The organism is Pseudomonas sp. MPB26 (assembly GCF_046605355.1).
Taxonomy (GTDB): Bacteria; Pseudomonadota; Gammaproteobacteria; order Pseudomonadales; family Pseudomonadaceae; genus Aquipseudomonas; species Aquipseudomonas cedrina.
This window is the reverse complement of sequence record NZ_CP176793.1, coordinates 220090-236253: the sequence shown is the minus strand read 5'-3', so window position 1 is coordinate 236253 and position 16164 is coordinate 220090. Positions and strand designations below refer to the sequence as shown.

The 16164-nt window shown below is 61.1% G+C and carries 19 protein-coding genes and 2 pseudogenes; 15 read left to right on the top strand and 6 right to left on the bottom strand.

What is annotated here, in order from left to right:
- Positions 1-8 precede the first annotated feature (8 nt).
- Positions 9-569, top strand: a complete 561-nt coding sequence (locus ACLH0H_RS01015; protein WP_411380623.1) for a putative natural product biosynthesis protein — start codon at positions 9-11, stop codon at positions 567-569.
- On the opposite strand, the gene ACLH0H_RS01010 is transcribed toward ACLH0H_RS01015, so the two are convergent.
- Complete coding sequence (locus ACLH0H_RS01010; RefSeq protein ID WP_411380622.1) at positions 544-1458, bottom strand: aromatic alcohol reductase; 915 nt, start codon at positions 1456-1458, stop codon at positions 544-546. The two genes, ACLH0H_RS01015 and ACLH0H_RS01010, sit on opposite strands and share 26 nt — an antisense overlap.
- 91 nt (positions 1459-1549) lie before the next feature.
- Between ACLH0H_RS01010 and ACLH0H_RS01005 the strand changes: the two genes are divergently transcribed.
- The 9 genes and pseudogenes from ACLH0H_RS01005 to ACLH0H_RS00965 all read left to right on the top strand — a co-directional run bounded on the left by ACLH0H_RS01005 (position 1550) and on the right by ACLH0H_RS00965 (position 9586).
- Positions 1550-1945 (top strand): winged helix-turn-helix transcriptional regulator, encoded by a 396-nt coding sequence (locus ACLH0H_RS01005; RefSeq protein WP_411380621.1) that lies wholly within the window; start codon positions 1550-1552, stop codon positions 1943-1945.
- Between the two features lie 67 nt (positions 1946-2012).
- Positions 2013-2309 (top strand): annotated as a pseudogene (locus ACLH0H_RS01000) (hypothetical protein); the annotation flags it as partial.
- A gap of 858 nt (positions 2310-3167) precedes the next feature.
- A complete protein-coding gene (locus tag ACLH0H_RS00995) occupies positions 3168-4358 on the top strand; it encodes an NnrS family protein (RefSeq protein WP_411380620.1) in 1191 nt (396 codons plus the stop codon).
- Positions 4359-4367: 9 nt separating this feature from the next.
- Complete coding sequence (locus tag ACLH0H_RS00990) at positions 4368-4790, top strand: hypothetical protein (protein ID WP_411380619.1); 423 nt, start codon at positions 4368-4370, stop codon at positions 4788-4790.
- Positions 4791-5521: 731 nt separating this feature from the next.
- A complete protein-coding gene (locus tag ACLH0H_RS00985; RefSeq protein ID WP_411380618.1) occupies positions 5522-6013 on the top strand; it encodes an IS110 family transposase in 492 nt (163 codons plus the stop codon).
- Positions 6014-6130: 117 nt separating this feature from the next.
- A complete protein-coding gene (locus ACLH0H_RS00980; RefSeq protein ID WP_411380617.1) occupies positions 6131-6532 on the top strand; it encodes a transposase in 402 nt (133 codons plus the stop codon).
- 377 nt (positions 6533-6909) lie between these two features.
- Positions 6910-7392 (top strand): annotated as a pseudogene (locus ACLH0H_RS00975) (anaerobic ribonucleoside-triphosphate reductase activating protein); the annotation flags it as partial.
- 67 nt (positions 7393-7459) lie between these two features.
- Complete coding sequence (locus tag ACLH0H_RS00970) at positions 7460-9079, top strand: methyl-accepting chemotaxis protein (RefSeq protein ID WP_411380616.1); 1620 nt, start codon at positions 7460-7462, stop codon at positions 9077-9079.
- Positions 9080-9376: 297 nt separating this feature from the next.
- Positions 9377-9586, top strand: coding sequence for a DUF3079 domain-containing protein (locus ACLH0H_RS00965; RefSeq protein ID WP_411380615.1), 210 nt, complete (start codon positions 9377-9379; stop codon positions 9584-9586).
- Here ACLH0H_RS00965 and ACLH0H_RS00960 read toward each other — a convergent pair.
- Both ACLH0H_RS00960 and ACLH0H_RS00955 read right to left on the bottom strand, forming a co-directional pair.
- On the bottom strand, positions 9575-9865 hold the full coding sequence (locus ACLH0H_RS00960) for a hypothetical protein (protein ID WP_411380614.1): 291 nt from the start codon (positions 9863-9865) through the stop codon (positions 9575-9577). The genes ACLH0H_RS00965 and ACLH0H_RS00960 overlap by 12 nt on opposite strands.
- Before the next feature lie 92 nt (positions 9866-9957).
- Positions 9958-10434: a hemerythrin domain-containing protein gene (locus ACLH0H_RS00955; RefSeq protein ID WP_076950605.1), complete on the bottom strand. Its 477-nt coding sequence runs from the start codon at positions 10432-10434 to the stop codon at positions 9958-9960.
- 266 nt (positions 10435-10700) lie between these two features.
- Between ACLH0H_RS00955 and ACLH0H_RS00950 the strand changes: the two genes are divergently transcribed.
- Positions 10701-10907 (top strand): PLDc N-terminal domain-containing protein, encoded by a 207-nt coding sequence (locus ACLH0H_RS00950; RefSeq protein ID WP_076950604.1) that lies wholly within the window; start codon positions 10701-10703, stop codon positions 10905-10907.
- Positions 10908-11042: 135 nt separating this feature from the next.
- Here the strand turns inward: ACLH0H_RS00950 and ACLH0H_RS00945 are convergent, their stop codons facing one another.
- Together ACLH0H_RS00945 and ACLH0H_RS00940 are read right to left on the bottom strand one after the other, a co-directional pair.
- Positions 11043-11603 (bottom strand): type 1 glutamine amidotransferase domain-containing protein, encoded by a 561-nt coding sequence (locus ACLH0H_RS00945; protein WP_411380613.1) that lies wholly within the window; start codon positions 11601-11603, stop codon positions 11043-11045.
- A 30-nt stretch (positions 11604-11633) separates the two neighbouring features.
- Positions 11634-12137 carry a DUF4142 domain-containing protein gene (locus tag ACLH0H_RS00940; RefSeq protein WP_411380612.1) on the bottom strand — a complete coding sequence of 168 codons (504 nt, stop codon included), beginning with the start codon at positions 12135-12137 and terminating at the stop codon, positions 11634-11636.
- 194 nt (positions 12138-12331) lie between these two features.
- Here ACLH0H_RS00940 and ACLH0H_RS00935 point away from each other — a divergent pair, with 194 nt between their 5' ends.
- The 4 genes from ACLH0H_RS00935 (at position 12332) to ACLH0H_RS00920 (ending at position 14968) form a co-directional block, all read left to right on the top strand.
- The gene (locus ACLH0H_RS00935) at positions 12332-12556 is read left to right on the top strand and encodes a hypothetical protein (RefSeq protein WP_411380611.1); all 225 of its coding nucleotides are present in this window, start codon (positions 12332-12334) and stop codon (positions 12554-12556) included.
- Between the two features lie 2 nt (positions 12557-12558).
- Entirely contained in the window at positions 12559-12990 is a 432-nt protein-coding gene (locus tag ACLH0H_RS00930) for a DNA methylase (protein ID WP_411380610.1), read from the top strand.
- Positions 12987-13709: a DUF72 domain-containing protein gene (locus ACLH0H_RS00925; protein WP_411380609.1), complete on the top strand. Its 723-nt coding sequence runs from the start codon at positions 12987-12989 to the stop codon at positions 13707-13709. The genes ACLH0H_RS00930 and ACLH0H_RS00925 overlap by 4 nt, the downstream gene beginning before the upstream one ends.
- A 98-nt stretch (positions 13710-13807) precedes the next feature.
- Positions 13808-14968, top strand: coding sequence for an L-lactate dehydrogenase (locus ACLH0H_RS00920; RefSeq protein WP_411380608.1), 1161 nt, complete (start codon positions 13808-13810; stop codon positions 14966-14968).
- Between the two features lie 192 nt (positions 14969-15160).
- Here ACLH0H_RS00920 and ACLH0H_RS00915 read toward each other — a convergent pair whose 3' ends face one another.
- Positions 15161-16087 (bottom strand): alpha/beta hydrolase, encoded by a 927-nt coding sequence (locus tag ACLH0H_RS00915; RefSeq protein ID WP_411380607.1) that lies wholly within the window; start codon positions 16085-16087, stop codon positions 15161-15163.
- Positions 16088-16164: the final 77 nt, after the last annotated feature.

Sequence of the window (16164 nt, the reverse complement as noted above, 5' to 3'; positions counted from 1 at the left end):
TGCATCCCATGAACCACCTGTTGCCCGCAGGCGCCAACCGCCCCAAGCCGACCATCAATGGCAGCAAGGCGCCCCGTCGCCTGCACGCGGAACCGCCGTGCCCTGAATACCCCAGCAATTGCCGTAGCTTCGTGCACTTGGATGCACGCCTGCTGCCGTATTGGCACAGCCTGTTCGACATCTGCCCGGCGCTGCTCAAGCTGGACCCGCCCGAGGGCTTGAACCTGTTTCGCAGCTTCATGACCTGGGCCTACCACAACCGTCCGCCGCAGGACTGGACCTACCACCTGAACGTCTGTCGTTGGCTGCTGGGCTCGGTGTATCGCTCGCAGATCGACGACGAACTCATCGAGGCGTTCATGGCGGCGGCGGCCGCGTGCTGGGTCAATACGGACGACAGCCAGGCCGAGGGCGTGGTCCTGGCATGGCGCTCATCAACGGTTTTCGATTGGAAAGACGCACGGCTGATCGATGCTGAGTACCTGGCATTGCCAATCCCACCCTGGGATTTTGCCTGGTGCCCGTTGACGGCGCCGGGTGGCTTCAGGGGATGGTTGCCGGTGCCTTGAGATTCTGCCGAATCCATTGCGCAACGTCTGTCACGGCGATGTGTTGCTGAGCATTGAACGTCACGGCGGGGTCCCAGGCCACGCCGTTGCCCTGGGCAAACACGGCACGGTATTTCTTCAGGTTGTCCTCTGGATCGTACGCCAACTCGGCCTCCAGCATCGGTACAGACCACACCTCGCGCTGAAGCGTGCGGCCAAGCGTGGCGTCGACGGTATTCGCCAGTTGACCATAGGTCAGGGTGTCGCCCGCGGTGAATACCACCTGGTTGCTCAGCGTCGGTTCAGCCAGCACGATGCGTGCGGTCAGCCGGCCGATATCCTCGGGCGTTGTGACGGTGACCGCCGTGTCCCAGTCGCCCAGGGCGCGCACGGTGTTTTGCGCCAGGTCAACCACGCCAAACGACGGTTCGAACAGAAAACTGGTGAACATCCCGGTGGAAATGATCAGCCACTGCGTGCCTTGCTGGTCGCGCAGCAGGTCACGTACGTCGAGCTGTTCGTCGAACAGATCCTGCGGGCTGCCACGGCCGATCACATCGTAGTCCACGCCGAATTGCCAGGGCACATAACGCCGCACGCCGCCTTGGATCGCGGCGAGCGCCAGTTTGCGCTGAGTGCCGGCGCCAGCGGCAAAACCGGTGCAGCAAACGACGTTATCGAACGCGGCAAAAATGCCGGCGAGGGTGCGTTGGCTGTCATTCTGCAAATCGCCGGGTATCAACTCGATACCCCGATCAAGCAAGCTATTGGCCGCCGCCGATTGCACGCTGGCGGGGCGCAGCAATACGGCGATGCGCGTGCCGCGCGGTGCAGCGAGATCGGCCAGTGCTTGCAACACGGCCATGCCCAGTTCGCCGGCGCCCAGTACCAAGATGGAAGAGGGGGTCATAGGAAGCTCCGTCTGTGGTGAAAGTCGTGGCATGCTTGCAGAATTAATCGCCCTGCATAAGAAGGCACACCCGTGATACCGAGTCAGCGCCATGGATAACGCAGAAATCATTCGCCGCTCCCAAGCCGCCTGCGACGCCCTGAGCGCCGACGATGATGGCCTCAAACGCGAGGTGCTGACCCATGCGGGCAACCGTTGGTCATTGGGTATCGTGCACGTGCTGGGGGTGAGCGGCCGTCTGCGCCATGCCGAGATTGGCCGGCGCATGCACGGCGTGACCCAGCGCATGCTGACCCGCACCTTGCGTCAATTGGAGCGCGACGGCCTGGTGCTGCGCCATGACTTCCATGAAATTCCTCCCAGGGTCGAGTACGAATTGTCGCCCCTGGGCACGGAACTGCTGGTTCATATGATCCCGCTCTGGACCTGGGTGGTGGAGAAGGGCGAGGATTTTCGCCAGGCGCGGCAGCGTTTCGATCTGACTTGATCGGCATCAAGGCCCCCTCACGCTGAGGCCACCACACTGAGGCATCAACGCCACCTGTGAGGCCACCGTGCTTTACCTGCTGTTTCTACTGGCCCATCTGTTCGCGGCGCTGATCTTTATCGGCACGGTGTTTTTCGAGGTGCTGATCCTGGGGCGCCTGCATCGGCAATTGCCCGCGCGCGTAATGCTTCTGGTGGAGCAGGGCATCGGGCAACGCGCCCGAGCCCTGATGCCGTGGGTGCTGCTGATGTTGTTCGGTGCCGGGGTGGGGATGGTCTGGTTGCGTTATTTGCCGGTACTGGCGGCGCCTTTTGCCTCGTCGTTCGGCACATTACTGACGCTCAAGCTGATCCTCGCCGCCAGCGCGCCTGAAGCTTACCGACGCAGCCTGGCCCAGGAAATCCATTTGGTCAGCTGTCACCTCGGCAGCCGCCAACCGGTGGACTACTTCCAGTGGCGCGGCCCGGCGCCCGTCGGCGATGTGCAGGCGCTGATGGCGCCGCTGTTCGATCGCCTGCATTTCCTTGAACATGACCGCGGCGACTACGGCATTGACCTTGACCCTCGGCATACCGACTGGGCCAGCGTCGGCGTGTTACGCGAACTGGGGTTCAATCGCGTGTGCATTGGCGTGCCCGATGCGCCTGCCGAGGATGATTACTCCCAGGCGTACTACCGCGACCCGGCGCCGATCGAGTCGTTGATCGATGCCGCGCGAACTTTCGACTTCCGCTCGGTCAGTGTCGACCTGGGCTACGGCAGCGCCTGGCAGACCCTGGCCAGTTTCGAGGCCAAGCTGGCCAGCCTGATCGCCCTGGAGCCGGACCGCCTGCAGGTGTTCGGCTACGCCACGCCGCCAAGTCGCTACCCGGCGCAACCGGCCCAGGCCCAGTGCCGCGCGGCGGATAAGACCGCCATGCGCCAGCTGTGCTTCGCACGCCTGGACGCGGCGGGTTACCACTACATCGGCCTGGGCCAGTTCGCCCGAGGCGACGATGACCTTACCCAGGCCCAGGAACGCGGCCGGCTGAGCCGCACTGCCGGCGCAGTTCTTGTGCGTGCTGCCAGCGGGGCGCACGCGGGTGGATGAGTTGTGCGGGTTGTTCGAGGGGACCTGATGGCAGACTGAGGTGGGTGAGCGACGGCGCGACTTGATTTGCGACAAGTGCAACGCGCGCGCGGCGGCGCAAGATCGGCACCGTGATGAATGAGGAGCCTTGGCATGCAAGTACTGGATCGGCGTAAAGCGATGTCGATAACACCGTTGTTTCGCCTGGCGTTTCGGCCGTTTTTCCTCGGTGCCTGCGGGTTGGCGGCGCTGGCGATTCCCCTGTGGCTGCTGGCCCTCGGCGGTGGTGCCGGCACCTGGCAACCCGCCGGTGGCTGGCTGGCGTGGCATCGGCATGAGCTGCTGTTCGGCTTCGGCCTGGCGATCATCGCCGGGTTCCTGCTCACCGCCGTACAAACCTGGACTGGCCGCCCCGGCGTCAGCGGCACGCCGCTGGCGCTGTTGGCGGCCTTGTGGCTGGCCGCGCGGCTGGGTTGGCTGCTCGACGCGCCGTGGCCGTTGCTGGCGCTCATGGAACTGAGCTTTCCGCTGGCCGTGGCCGGGGTGATGGGCTGGACGCTGTGGAAAGTGCGGCAGACGCGCAATTACCCGATTGTGCTGGTGCTGGTGTTGCTGACCGTCGCGGACGGGTTGTCGCTGCATGGGCTATTGCGCCATGACGAAGGCGGGCAGCGGGTGGCGGTGTTGACGGGGCTGTGGTTGGTGGCGGCCATGATGGGGCTGATCGGTGGCCGCGTGATTCCCTTCTTTACCCAGCGCGGCCTGGGTCGGGTAAACCCCGTCAAGCCTTGGCCCTGGCTGGACCGGCTGCTGCTCGGCGGTTCGATCCTGGTGGCGCTGCTCTATGCCTGCGGATGGGCGCTGTTTCCAAGCCACTGGACCGGCGCGCTGTTTGCCGCGCTGGGCCTGGGCCATCTGCTGTGCCTGTCGCGCTGGCATGATCGCGGCCTGTGGCGCGTGCCGCTGCTGTGGTCGCTGCACCTGGCCTATGTCTGGCTGGCCGTGGCCTGTCTTGGCATGGCGCTGTGGCATTTCGGCGCGCCGCTCAATCCCAGCCTGGCGGTGCACGCGCTGACCATCGGCGCCATGGCCGGGTTGATCCTGGCGATGATTGCGCGCGTCAGCCTCGGCCATACCGGCCGTCCGCTGCAGCCGCCGAGCGGGATGACCCTGGCGTTTGTGCTGCTGAACCTGGCCTGTGTGTGCCGCGTCGTGCTGGTGCTGGCATGGCCGTCAGCGGCCTTGTGGCTGGCGGGCTTGTGCTGGAGCGTCGGCCTGGGCCTGTACCTGTGGCGGTACGGGCCGATGCTGTGGCGGGCGCGTGTCGATGGGCATCCGGGTTAGGAGAAACGCATGCTGTATTCGCTGTTATTGATTGTGCATCTGCTGGCGGCTATCGCCTTTATCGGCACACTGTTCTTTGAAGTGGTGATCTGGCACAGCGCCCGGGAGGAACTGGCCTGGTCGGCGCAATTCACGTCGGAACAGGCCATCGCCCGGCGTGCGCGGCGTGTGCTGCACCTGGTGGTTGTCGTGCTGTACGGCGCGGGCCTGGGCCTGGCCTGGCATTACTGGGGTGTGCCCTGGAGCAGCCGCTTCGGGGGGTTGCTGAGTCTGAAGATCGGGTTGGCGTTGAGCATTGTTGGGCATTATCTGGTGCTTGCGTATTGGTTGTCGCGCAAGCGCCTGAGTGCACGGCGAGCGTTGTGGGTTCGGCGGAGTATTTTGGGGCATATGCTGGTGATTGTGGTGCTGGCGAAGTGGATGGTGCGTTGAGCGAGTTGCTGGGTGGGGGACCGCGTACATATCCATTCCTGCGGTAACGGCTGCTGGCGGTTCCGCTCTTACAGCGGGTCACTTTTTGAAGGACCGGAATGCCGGCCCAGCCAAAAGTAACCAAAAAGTCCTCGCCCCAACACTCGGCACCTCGCCTAGGCTCGGTGTGCCCTCACGCAGGCTTTGGAGCGTGGGCCGCCGCAATGGGCCATCCATGGCCCAGTGCGGCTAACCCGGCGTCCTGCCGGGTTACCCACGCTCCAAAGCCTGCGTTCGGCCAGCGGGTTTGACGGGGCGATTCGAGATCAAAAGCAGAAGCGCGGCGGCCTTAGAGCCGACCGGTATTTCATGTCGAATTCGGTTAAAACTGTGGGAGCGGGCTTGCTCGCGAAGGCGGTGTGTCAGCAACTACATCTGTAACTGACACACCGCTTTCGCGAGCAAGCCCGCTCCCACATTTAGATTTCTATGCATTCAGCTGCTCTTGATCTGCTCTTGATCTGGCTTTTGATCTTGATCTCAGGCGCCCGTCAACCACGCTGGCCGAACGCAGGCTTGAATCCGTGGGTAACCCGGCAGGACGGCGGCCCATGGATTCAAGCCTGCGTTCGGCATACCGAGCCTAGGCGAGGTACCGAGTGGTGGGGCAAGAGCGCTAATGAGATGGTCAGCCCGGCGAGAACCTCAGGTCTAAACTACTGGGGTTCTCACTTTCTTGAGGAGGCTTTCTCATGAACAGCGTAACGCTTCTAGGCATCGACATTGGCAAGAACAGCTTCCACTTGCACGGCCAAGACGCACAAGGCCATCAGGTATTGCGCAAGAAGCTCAATCGCCGACAGTTGCTGCCATTACTTGCACAAATGCCACCCTGCAAAGTTGCCATGGAATCCTGTGGCGGATCACAGTTTCTTGCCAGAGAAATCACCAAGCTCGGTCATCAGGTCCAACTGATTGCGCCGCAGCATGTGAAGGCTTACGTCACCGGCAACAAGAACGACTTCATTGATGCCGAGGCTATTTGCGAAGCCGCATCACGTCCCAGAACGCGATGTGTACAGGTGAAATCAGTTGACCAGCAGGTGCTGTCGACCGTGCATAAACTGCGTAAATCACTGGTGAGTCGACGCACTGGAGTGATCAACCAGGTGCACGGGTTCTTACTTGAGTTGGCGTTATCTTTCCCGCCGGCTATGCTGCGTTGGAGCGGGTTCCTGCATTGATGGAAGAGCACAATCTACCTCTGCGCCTGCGGCAGGCTATTAGTCGGATGCTTGATGACATTCGTCAATTGACTCGCGAAATCAAAGCGCTGGATACCGAGATCAAGCAGCAAGTAAATGGGAGTGACGCCGGCAAAAGATTACAAGCATCCCGGCATCGGCCCCCTCATCGCTAGCGCGCTGGTGGCCGATGTCGGGACGCTTCGATGTATAAATCGTCCCGAGATTTTCGGCGTCCTTAGGGTTGGTGCCGCGGCAATACTCGACTGGAGGGCAAATCACTCTCCTGGGTATCAGCAAGCGTGGGACAGGTATTTGCGAACCTTGCTGATGCAGGGCGCCCAAACCCTGCTTTATCGAATCGATAAACGAAACGATGCCCTTGGGGTCTGGGCCAGAAGTCTATTAGCTCGAAAACCGCTCAACAAAGTTGCCTGTGCGCTGGCTAATAAAATGGCCAGGATTGTCTGGGCGCTATTGACCAAAGGTGGCACCTACAACGGGCATGCCACCGCATAATCCGGCTTTACCACCAGCTTTTGCGACGTCAGTAGCTGATGACGATAAACGGCAGACATCCTGGCTGAGAACCTGATAACCAAAGCAGCTTTCGCAGCTGAAGCGCTTTTAAGGACAGGCAGGAGCGAATACTCATCAAGGGCCGAGCGTGTACCGCGCTCACGAGGAGCCCGGATACATTAGCGCAAGCCTGATTTACCGTTCATCGTGACTGGATAGCAAAAGGTGGGCTGACCATACATTTGGTTACTTTGGGGCTCTTTTCCAAAGTGACCCGCCGTAAGGGCGGAACCAATAGCCGCCGTTACCCAAATAACGGATATGTACACGATCAACCCGCCCGAAGGCCGCCACGTCCCCCCCAAAGTGCGACCCCAGTGTTCAGCGGGGGCGAACCGACGCTGCAGGAAGGCCTGTCGGCGGCCATGGACGAAGTGCGCGCCATGGGTTTCCACATTGGCCTGCACAGCGCGGGGATCAAGCCGGGCGGGTTTACCCATGCCTTGCGCCATGCCGACTGGGTCGGGTTTGACGTCAAGGCGCTGGCCGAAGACTGCCAATCGATCACACAGGTCAGGGGCAGCGGCGCCGCCAACTAGCGCAGCCTCGATGCCTTGCTTGCCAGTAGCGTGGAGTACGAATGCCGCACCACGGTGCATTGGCACCTGATCGACCGATCGCGCCTTTTGCTGCTGGCCCAACGTTTGCAAGCCCTCGGCGTGCAACGCTTCGCCGTGCAGATGGTGCGCACGGCCAGCATGCTTGACACGCAATTGCCGAGTGCACCGCTACAGGCCGCATTGCCGGAGTTATGGGGCCGCTTGCGCGAGTTGTTTCCCGCTTTTGTATTGCGTGGGTGATCAGTGCCCTCAGCGATTTAATAGATGCTGCCCACGCTGGGCAGGTGTTCATCAAGGAATGTTAAGAATGAAACAGTTAACCACGGCACAACGCATCGTCATCGGCTTTGCGATTGCGCCGTTGGCCCTGGTCGGCTTGGTGTTCTATGCCTTGCACGACCTGGCAACCCTCAAGCAGCAATCCGAGCAGATCGTGCAGCAGGACTGGCCCCGAATCGCACCGATCATGGTGATCGCCACCGGCGTGCGCGATAACGGCCGCAACACCCGCGACCTGCTGATCGACCAGGACAACAGCCAGGCCCAGGAGGCCATCGGCACCACGCGGCAGCGCATCACCCAGGCGTTCGCCACCCTCGAGCCGTTGCTCGACACCGCCGAAGGCAAGGCTGCCTACGCGACCTTGAAGGCGCATCGCGAAACCTACGTGGCCGCCTTCACCCAGGTGCAGGCGCTGATCAAACAGGGCGCCCGCGAGCAGGGCCTGGCCCAGCTCAAGCAACAGGTGATGCCGGCCGAGCTGGAAGTGTTCAAGAGCCTGGACGCGTTGATGGCCATGCAAGGGCGCCTGTTTGCCGAGCGCGAGCAGGCGGCGCAGGTGCTGTACGACGAGGCCCGGCGCAACATGCTCGGGCTGTTCCTGCTGTGCATGGCTTTGGTAGTGGCTGCCGCCGTGATCGTCACGCGCAGCGTGATCCGGCCCTTGGGTGGCGAGCCGGACGAAGCCGCCCGCGTGCTGAGCCATATTGCCCAGGGCGACCTGACCGTTGTGGTGCCACTGGGCAACAGCGTCGAAGGCAGCGTGATGCGCAACCTGCACCAGATGCAGCAGAGCCTCAACCAGATGGTGCGGCACATCGCAGCATCGGTGGACGGCGTGGCCAGTTCGTCCGAAGAGCTGAGTGCGGTGAGCGGCCAGACCAGCAGCAGCTTGCAGGCCCAGGGCCAGGAAATCGAACAGGCGGCCACGGCGGTGAACCAGATGACCGCCGCCGTGGACGAAGTGGCGCGCAATGCGGTGAGCACCAGCGAGGCCTCGCGCCTGTCGGAACAGACCGCCCACCGCGGCCGGGCCCATGTGCAGGAGACCGTGGCGTCGATCAACACCCTGGCGAGCGGCGTGGTGGAGACCTCGGAACGTATCCAGCAACTGGCCGGGCGCGTGCAGGACATCAGCAGCGTGCTGGACGTGATCCGCAGCATCGCCGACCAGACCAACCTGCTGGCCCTCAACGCTGCCATCGAAGCGGCCCGTGCCGGCGAGGCGGGGCGTGGGTTCGCGGTGGTGGCCGATGAGGTGCGGGCATTGGCGCATCGCACCCAGGCGTCGACCCAGGAGATCGAACAAATGATCGGCAATATCCGCCAGGACACCGAGCAGGCGGTGGCCGCCATGCATAGCAGCAGCGAGCGGGTACAGGCCACCCTCGGCGTGGCGCAGCGCTCCGGCGAGGCGCTGGATGAAATCACCCGGTCTATCTCGCAGATCAATGAGCGCAACCTGCTGATCGCCAGCGCCACCGAAGAGCAGGCGCTGGTGGCGCGGGAGGTGGATCGCAACCTGGTGGGTATTCGCAACCTGTCGCAGCAGGTGTTGCAGGGGGCGATGCATACGCAGACGGCGGGGCAGGACCTTGCCGGAATGGCGGGCGCGCTGCATCAGATGGTGGGGCGGTTCAAGGTGTAGCGGCGACTCTCCAAAACTGTAGTGAGCGGGCTTGCCCCGCGCCGGGTGGCGAAGCCGCCCTAAATCAGCCGACTCGGTGATAGCTGGAAAACGGAGGTGCCTTTGTTAGGGCGGCTTCGCCCCCCAGCGCGGGGCAAGCCCGCTCACTACGTCGACAGTGCCGCACCACCCTGAGGCGCCAACACCAAACCAAAGGGCCGAAACAGTGCGAGATCACCCTGGCTTGATGCGGATCAAGGTCACGCGTTCGCTGCATGATTAAAGTGAACACACCGTTCGCCGGCAAGGACTCCCATCATGGCCAAGCCTTTTCCTCTGCATCCCAAACACCCCGAGCGCATCTGCTGGGGGTGTGACCGCTATTGCGCCGCGACCGACCTGGCCTGCGGCAACGGCACCGACCGCACCATGCACCCGGCAGAAATGCTCGGTGACGACTGGTACGAACACGGCGACTGGGGGCTCGCGCCCGAGTCGCCGACTGTGGATGAGCCGTCAGCTGCCTGATCGGGTTTTTGACCGGCTGTCTTCTTCGGAATCTTCAGGGGGCTGGGCAGGCTCAGCCGGTCTGCGCGGCTGCTCGTCGGTGTCTTTGCTTTTCTTGTCGCTGTCCGAGGGGCTGCTGGGAAAATTTCCCGGCGGCAGCGCGGAGCCAGCGGCGCTGTCACCACTCAAGAGGTTCGCGGCAGGTTCAGGGTTGTCGCCAAAGGCGGCGAGGGCGGGGCCGGTGAGCAGGGCTGACAGGCCGACGATAAGCAAAATCCGTTGGGACAATCTGGTCTTCATGACGCAATCCCCTATCGTGTAGATAATTCGTCTGATAACTCTCGCAATAGACCCGAAGCCTGGATCATCTCCAGGCCCCGGTCATGCCTGGGTCATGCCGCCAATGGCTTGGCCGACTGCGACTTCTTGTACGCCGCCTTCATGGCTTCCATTTCGGCACCCAGCTCTTCGAGTTGCGCCTTGCCCAACAGCTTTTTAGCCTGCGGGAACATCTCGCTTTCCTCTTCTTCGATATGGTGCTCGAGCAACTCCTTGACCACTTTGACGCGCCCCGAGAACTCGGTGGTGGACGGGTCGGTCTGCTTCAGGTCCGGCAGTACCAGTGAGTCCACGGTGCGGTGCTCTTCCTTGGCTTCGTGGTACATGATGTCCTGTTCCTTGCCGCCGGCTTTGCGGAAAGCCGGGTAGAGGATTTCTTCTTCAAGCTTGGTGTGCAGGGTGATTTCCATCTCCAGCTTGGCCAGCAGCTCAGTACGTTTTTTAACCCCGCGTTCGGTGGACTCACTCAATTGAGTCAACAGGGCCTTCACGCGTTCGTGGTCGGCGATGAGCAGGTCAATGGCATTCATGGGTGACACCTCACGGAAAACTCAGGGCGTGTCGAAATGCACGCCTCGTCCATGGGAGTAGTGCATCAGGTGTACCAACTCTAAAAATCTATAAATATCTATTAAAATCAATTAGATACTGTGATGTTGAGACGAAGCTTGTCGTGCAGGTTGCATGGTTGGCCGCGCGGGACATTGCATTCCACAACGAAGCGGCGGCGTCGCAAATTTAATGGAACCCTGGCGGCAAATACTTGACCTAATGCATACGACCTAGGAGGTGAAGCATGGAAATCCACTATATCTGGATTGGTTTGGCAGTGATTCTGCTGTTGTTGGAATTGTGGGCGATCAATGTCGTCTTGCGCAGCACCGGTGGCTGGGAGACCAAAGGGTTGTGGCTGATCATATTGATCTTCGTGCCGTTGTTCGGCCTGATTGCCTGGGCGATGTTCGGGCCCAAGCGTGAGATGCCGGAACACCGCAGGAGCTGAGGCAAGCCCCTCCGGCAACCTGCACACAGGCTCCGTATCGTAAGATGCGGAGCCTGTTTCGTTTCGGTTGCAGCCAGCTTTGTAACGCACAACGCCCCGAAATCATTCGGGGCGTTGTTTTCCATCGCAGCCGGCTCAGCCAGCCAGTGTCTTGGCAATCGCCTCGTTGAACGCCGGCAGATCGTCGGGCGTGCGCGAGGTGATCAGCGTCCAGCCATTGGCCGTGCACAGCTTGACCTCGCCATCGACCCAACCGGCGGCGCCGGCGTTTTCCAGGTCGATGCGTACGCTCTTGTAGGAGGTCAGCGTCTTGCCCTTGACCACGCCCGCATCGATCAGCGTCCATGGGCCATGGCAGATGGCGGCAATGGGCTTGCCGGCCTCGGCGAAGTCCTTGATCAAGCGCAGCGCTGCTGCGTCCTGACGCAAGGTGTCGGCGTTGACCGTCCCGCCTGGGATCACCAGGGCGTCAAAGTCCTTGCTGACCACATCCGACAATTGCACGTCGGACTCCACGGTCTGGTCCTTTTCGGTGTCGCCGACAAAGGTCTGGGTAGTTCCGCCTTTGCTGGAGCCATGGGTCACGGTGGCGCCAAAACCGCGCAGCGCTTCCAGGGGCTTGAGCAATTCATCGCGCTCGATGCCGGTGTTGGACGTGATGATCAGGATTTTCTTCCCGTTGAGTTGCGCACTCATGTTCGGATGCCTCCTGTGCAGTGAATGAAATTACTTGGCGTACTTGCTTTGCAGTTCCTTGGCTTTTTGCAGGTGCTGTTCCAGGGTCGGCAGCTTCTGACTGGCGAAAGCCTTCAGCTCGGCGTTGTCCGAGGAAGTGGACTCTTTCTTGAACAGTTCGACCGCCTGTTCATGAGCGTTGACCTGGTTGTTGGCGTAGGCCTTGTCGAACGATTCATCACGCATTTCGAGGATGGCTTTCTTGGCCTTGTCCATCAGGGCGGCGTCGTCCGGCACTTCCAGATCGTGTTTCTTGGCCAGGGCCATCAGCTCCTGGTTGGTTTTAGTGTGGTCATCAATCATGTGCTGGGCGAAACTTTTCACGTCAGCCGAGCCGCTCTTTTGCAGCGCGAGCTTGCCGGCTTCGATTTCGGTGATACCGCTTTGCGCAGCCCCTTCGACGAAGTCATTGGAGGTTGCCGCCATGGCGACGGAAATCGAACCGGCGACCAGTGCGAAAGTCAGGCCCATCTGTTTCATCAGCTTGGTAGTCATGGTGTATCTCCTTGTGGATGACGTGATGTCGTTACCTGAAAATTGAGCGGGGGGCTGTGCAAAAGGTTTAATTTTTTTTGGATTTTTTTCGCCAGTGGTGGGCCGGGCAATTTACTTGAACTATCGAAATGCGCCGGGCTCTGCTGCATAGCTGCCCGTTGTTTTAGCGGGCTTTCACTGCCAGGAGATGCACCGTGACCGATCACAACCCCGCCGACAAAACCCCCGACCCCATCAGCTCCGAGCAGACGCAAAAAGGCAGCGAGCGTCCGTCGAAGGGGCAGACCCTGGAAAACCCGAATCCCGACACCAAAACCGTCGACAAAGTGATCACTCCCACGTCCATCAAGGACACCGAGCGCCAGACCGACGCGATCAATGAACAGGCCGCCAAGGCCGAGCGCAAGCTGGACCGCTGAACATGGCCAAGGCTATTTCGGCGTCCGAACTGGGCATCGAGCTTCAGCGCGAAGATGACGCCAGCCTGTTCAAGTGGTTTATCGCCAGTTTCCTGATGGGCAAGCGAATACAGGCGCCGATTGCGGCGCAGGCCTACAAGGTAATCGTCGAAGAACAAGGTTGCGACACCGCGCGCAAATTGCAGCACTGCACCTCGCGTGAGTTGGTGGCCATGCTCGGCCGTGCGCATTACGTGCGCTATGACGAGACCACGGCGCAACGCCTGCTCGACCTCAGCGCCAAGCTCAACGCTGAATACGCCGGCAGCATCACCCGCATGCGCAGCGCCAGCGATAGTCCTGAAGCCTTTGAAAAGCGCCTGGCTGAATTTGACGGCGTCGGGCCCAAGACCATCGAGATTTTCATGCGCGATGCGGCCAAGGTGCTGTTTTGACCGCAGCGCTTTACATTGGCTGTGCGGGCTGGAGCCTGCCGCGTGAGTCCTGGCCGGCCTTTGCCGGTGAAGGCACGCACTTGCAGCGCTACGCTTCACGCTTCAATGCGGTGGAAATCAACAGTTCGTTTTATCGCCCGCACTTGGCCAAGACCTATGAGCGCTGGGGGCAATCGGTGCCGCCGACGTTTCGTTTCTCGGTCAAGGTGCCCAAGCGCATCACCCATGAATTGCGCTTGCAGCGCTGCGAAACAGCGTTGGATGAGTTTCTTGCTCAATGCGTGCAATTGGGCGCGAAACTTGGCTGCCTGTTGGTGCAATTACCGCCTTCGCTGCACTTCGAACCGGTAGTGGCCAGTGTTTTTTTCAGGGCCTTGCGCCAGCGCTTTACCGGCGATGTGGTGCTCGAACCGCGTCATCCGAGCTGGCTGGCCGCTGAAGGCCTGCTGCAGGACTTGCAAATAGGCCGCGTGGCCGCCGACCCGCCGGTGATCGAAACGGGCGATGCGCCGGCCGGTTGGCAGGGCGTGCGGTATTGGCGCCTGCATGGATCGCCGCGTATCTACCACAGTGCTTATGGACCGCAACGGGTGCAGGCACTGTCGCGGCTGTTGAGTCGGTCTGTGCAGGACTCCGTTCCCACCTGGTGCATCTTCGACAACACCGCCAGCGGCCATGCAACGTCCGACGGCCTGCGCTTGCTCGACCTCCACTCATAGGCGTCCACGTCGCCGTCTAAACGATATAAGCGTAATGGCTGGTTGCGCAGCCGATGGGCGGCTACTCTCAGCGTTCAGTTCAGGGAGAGGTGACCTCGATGTCGTTGATGACCACCATCGAAGATTTACGCAGGCTGGCGCAAAAACGTGTCCCACGGATGTTCTACGACTACGCCGATTCCGGCTCTTGGACTGAAAGCACTTACCGCGCCAATGAAAGCGATTTCGCCAGTATCAAATTCCGCCAGCGGGTAGCGCGCAATATCGATGAACGATCGATCCGCGCGACGATGATCGGCCAGGACATGGCCATGCCGGTGGCCCTGGCGCCGACCGGTCTGGCCGGCATGCAGCATGCTGACGGCGAGATCCTCACCGCCCGCGCCGCCGCCGCCTTTGGCCTGCGTTACACCTTGTCGACCATGAGCATCTGCTCCCTGGAAGACATCGCTGAACACGTCGGGAAGCCCTTCTGGTTCCAGTTGTATGTGATGCGCGACCGTGCCTTTATCGAGCAATTGATCGAACGCGCCAAGGCTGCCGGCGTGGATGCCTTGGTGCTGACCCTCGACTTGCAGATCCTCGGGCAGCGCCACAAGGACCTGATCAACGGCCTGTCGGCACCGCCCAAACTGACCTTGCCGAATATCCTCAATATGGCCACCAAGCCACGCTGGGTAATGGGCATGCTCGGCACCCGGCGCCGTGGCTTCGGCAATATCGTCGGGCATGTAAAAGGGGTGGCCGACATGAGTTCACTGTCTTCCTGGACTGCCCAACAGTTCGACCCGCGCTTGAGTTGGGACGATGTGGAGTGGATCAAGAAGTGCTGGGGCGGCAAATTGATCATCAAGGGCATCCTCGACGTGGAAGATGCGCGCCTGGCCGCTAATTCCGGTGCCGATGCATTGGTGGTGAGCAACCACGGTGGTCGCCAACTGGATGGTGCGCCGTCGAGCATCAGCCAACTGCCTGCGATTGTGGCCGCGGTGGGCGAGCGCATTGAGGTGTGGCTTGATGGTGGCATTCGTTCCGGCCAGGACGTGCTCAAGGCGATGGCCCTGGGCGCCAAAGGCACCATGATCGGCCGCGCGCACCTCTATGGCTTGGGTGCGATGGGCGAGGCGGGCGTGACCAAGGCACTTGACATCATCGCCCGCGAGTTGGATGTGTCGATGGCGCTGTGTGGGTATAACGATATACGCGATGTGAATCGCGAGATTTTGTTGCCGGGTACCTTTCCAGAAACAGTTTATTGAGCAAAAAAAACGTAAAAATATAAAAAGAGTTGTCCACGGAAACCGTGGGTATCTCTGTGGATAACTTTGCGAAGCCCCGGCAGGGTTGGCGATTTGAGCCGAGGTCATTATTTGATCAACTCTTGTTTTGGCCCAGCATGGGCTGGGTTTGCGCTTGACAGGCAAGCGCGAACCCAGTGCCGAAAAGCTTTTTTACGAGTCGCCGCGACGGCCTGTTGAGTGCGTGACAACCCGGGGCGGCATCTTCACGTGCATCAGCTTGTCGAGCGCCTGGCCATAACTGCGCCCGGCCAGGCTCATGCTGTTGTTATGGCTGGCGCCGGGCACCAACAGCAGGCGCTTGGGTTCCTGGGCGGCTTCAAACAGCTGCTGGCTGAAACGCGGTGGTACGTAGCGGTCGTCCAGTCCGTGAACCACCAGCAGCGGCATATGGATATCGGCAATCTTGTCGATGGAATCGAATTTCTGTGACAGCAGCCAACGCACGGGCAACGAAGTGTTCGCCACCGCCGTGGCCACATCCGCAAGCGAAGTAAAGGTGGATTCGATCACCAGGCCGCGCACCGGCAGCGGCGTTTGCCTGCCCAGCTCGGCAGCCAGGTCGATAGCCACCGCGCCGCCCAGGGAATGACCGTAGATCAGGCGTTTGCCGGGGTCCGGTTGCAGCACCTGGAAACGTTCCCAGGCGATGCGCGCGTCCTCATACACGGTGGTTTCCGACGGCAGCTCGCCGTGGCTCTGGCCAAAACCGCGATAGTCGATGGCCAGTACCGAATAGCCCAGGGCGTGCAATTGTTCGATGCGAAACAACTGCCCGGTCAGGTTCCAGCGCACGCCGTGCAGGTAGAGGATGGCGGGTGCGTCCTTGTTGTCCGCCGGGTACCACCAGCCGTGGATCGTCTGCCCCGATTTGAAACTGGCCGGCTTCAGTTCGAATTCCTGCACGGCCTTGGGCAAGCCGCTGTACCAGCTGGCGGTACCCGGTTCGATGCGAAACACCAGTTCACGCTCCTTGTGCTGCAGCATGGCGCAGCCCACCGGCAGGCCGACGATCAGCAAAGCCATGCACAGCAGGGGAAACCAGCGCAGGCTCAGGCGCGAGAAAAAACGAGAGGACATGAAGGTTCCAGGGAAAAGGTGAAGCAGGGGTTTTACCAGATGGCGCCCACGGGCAGGAATTAATACGACAGCCGTAT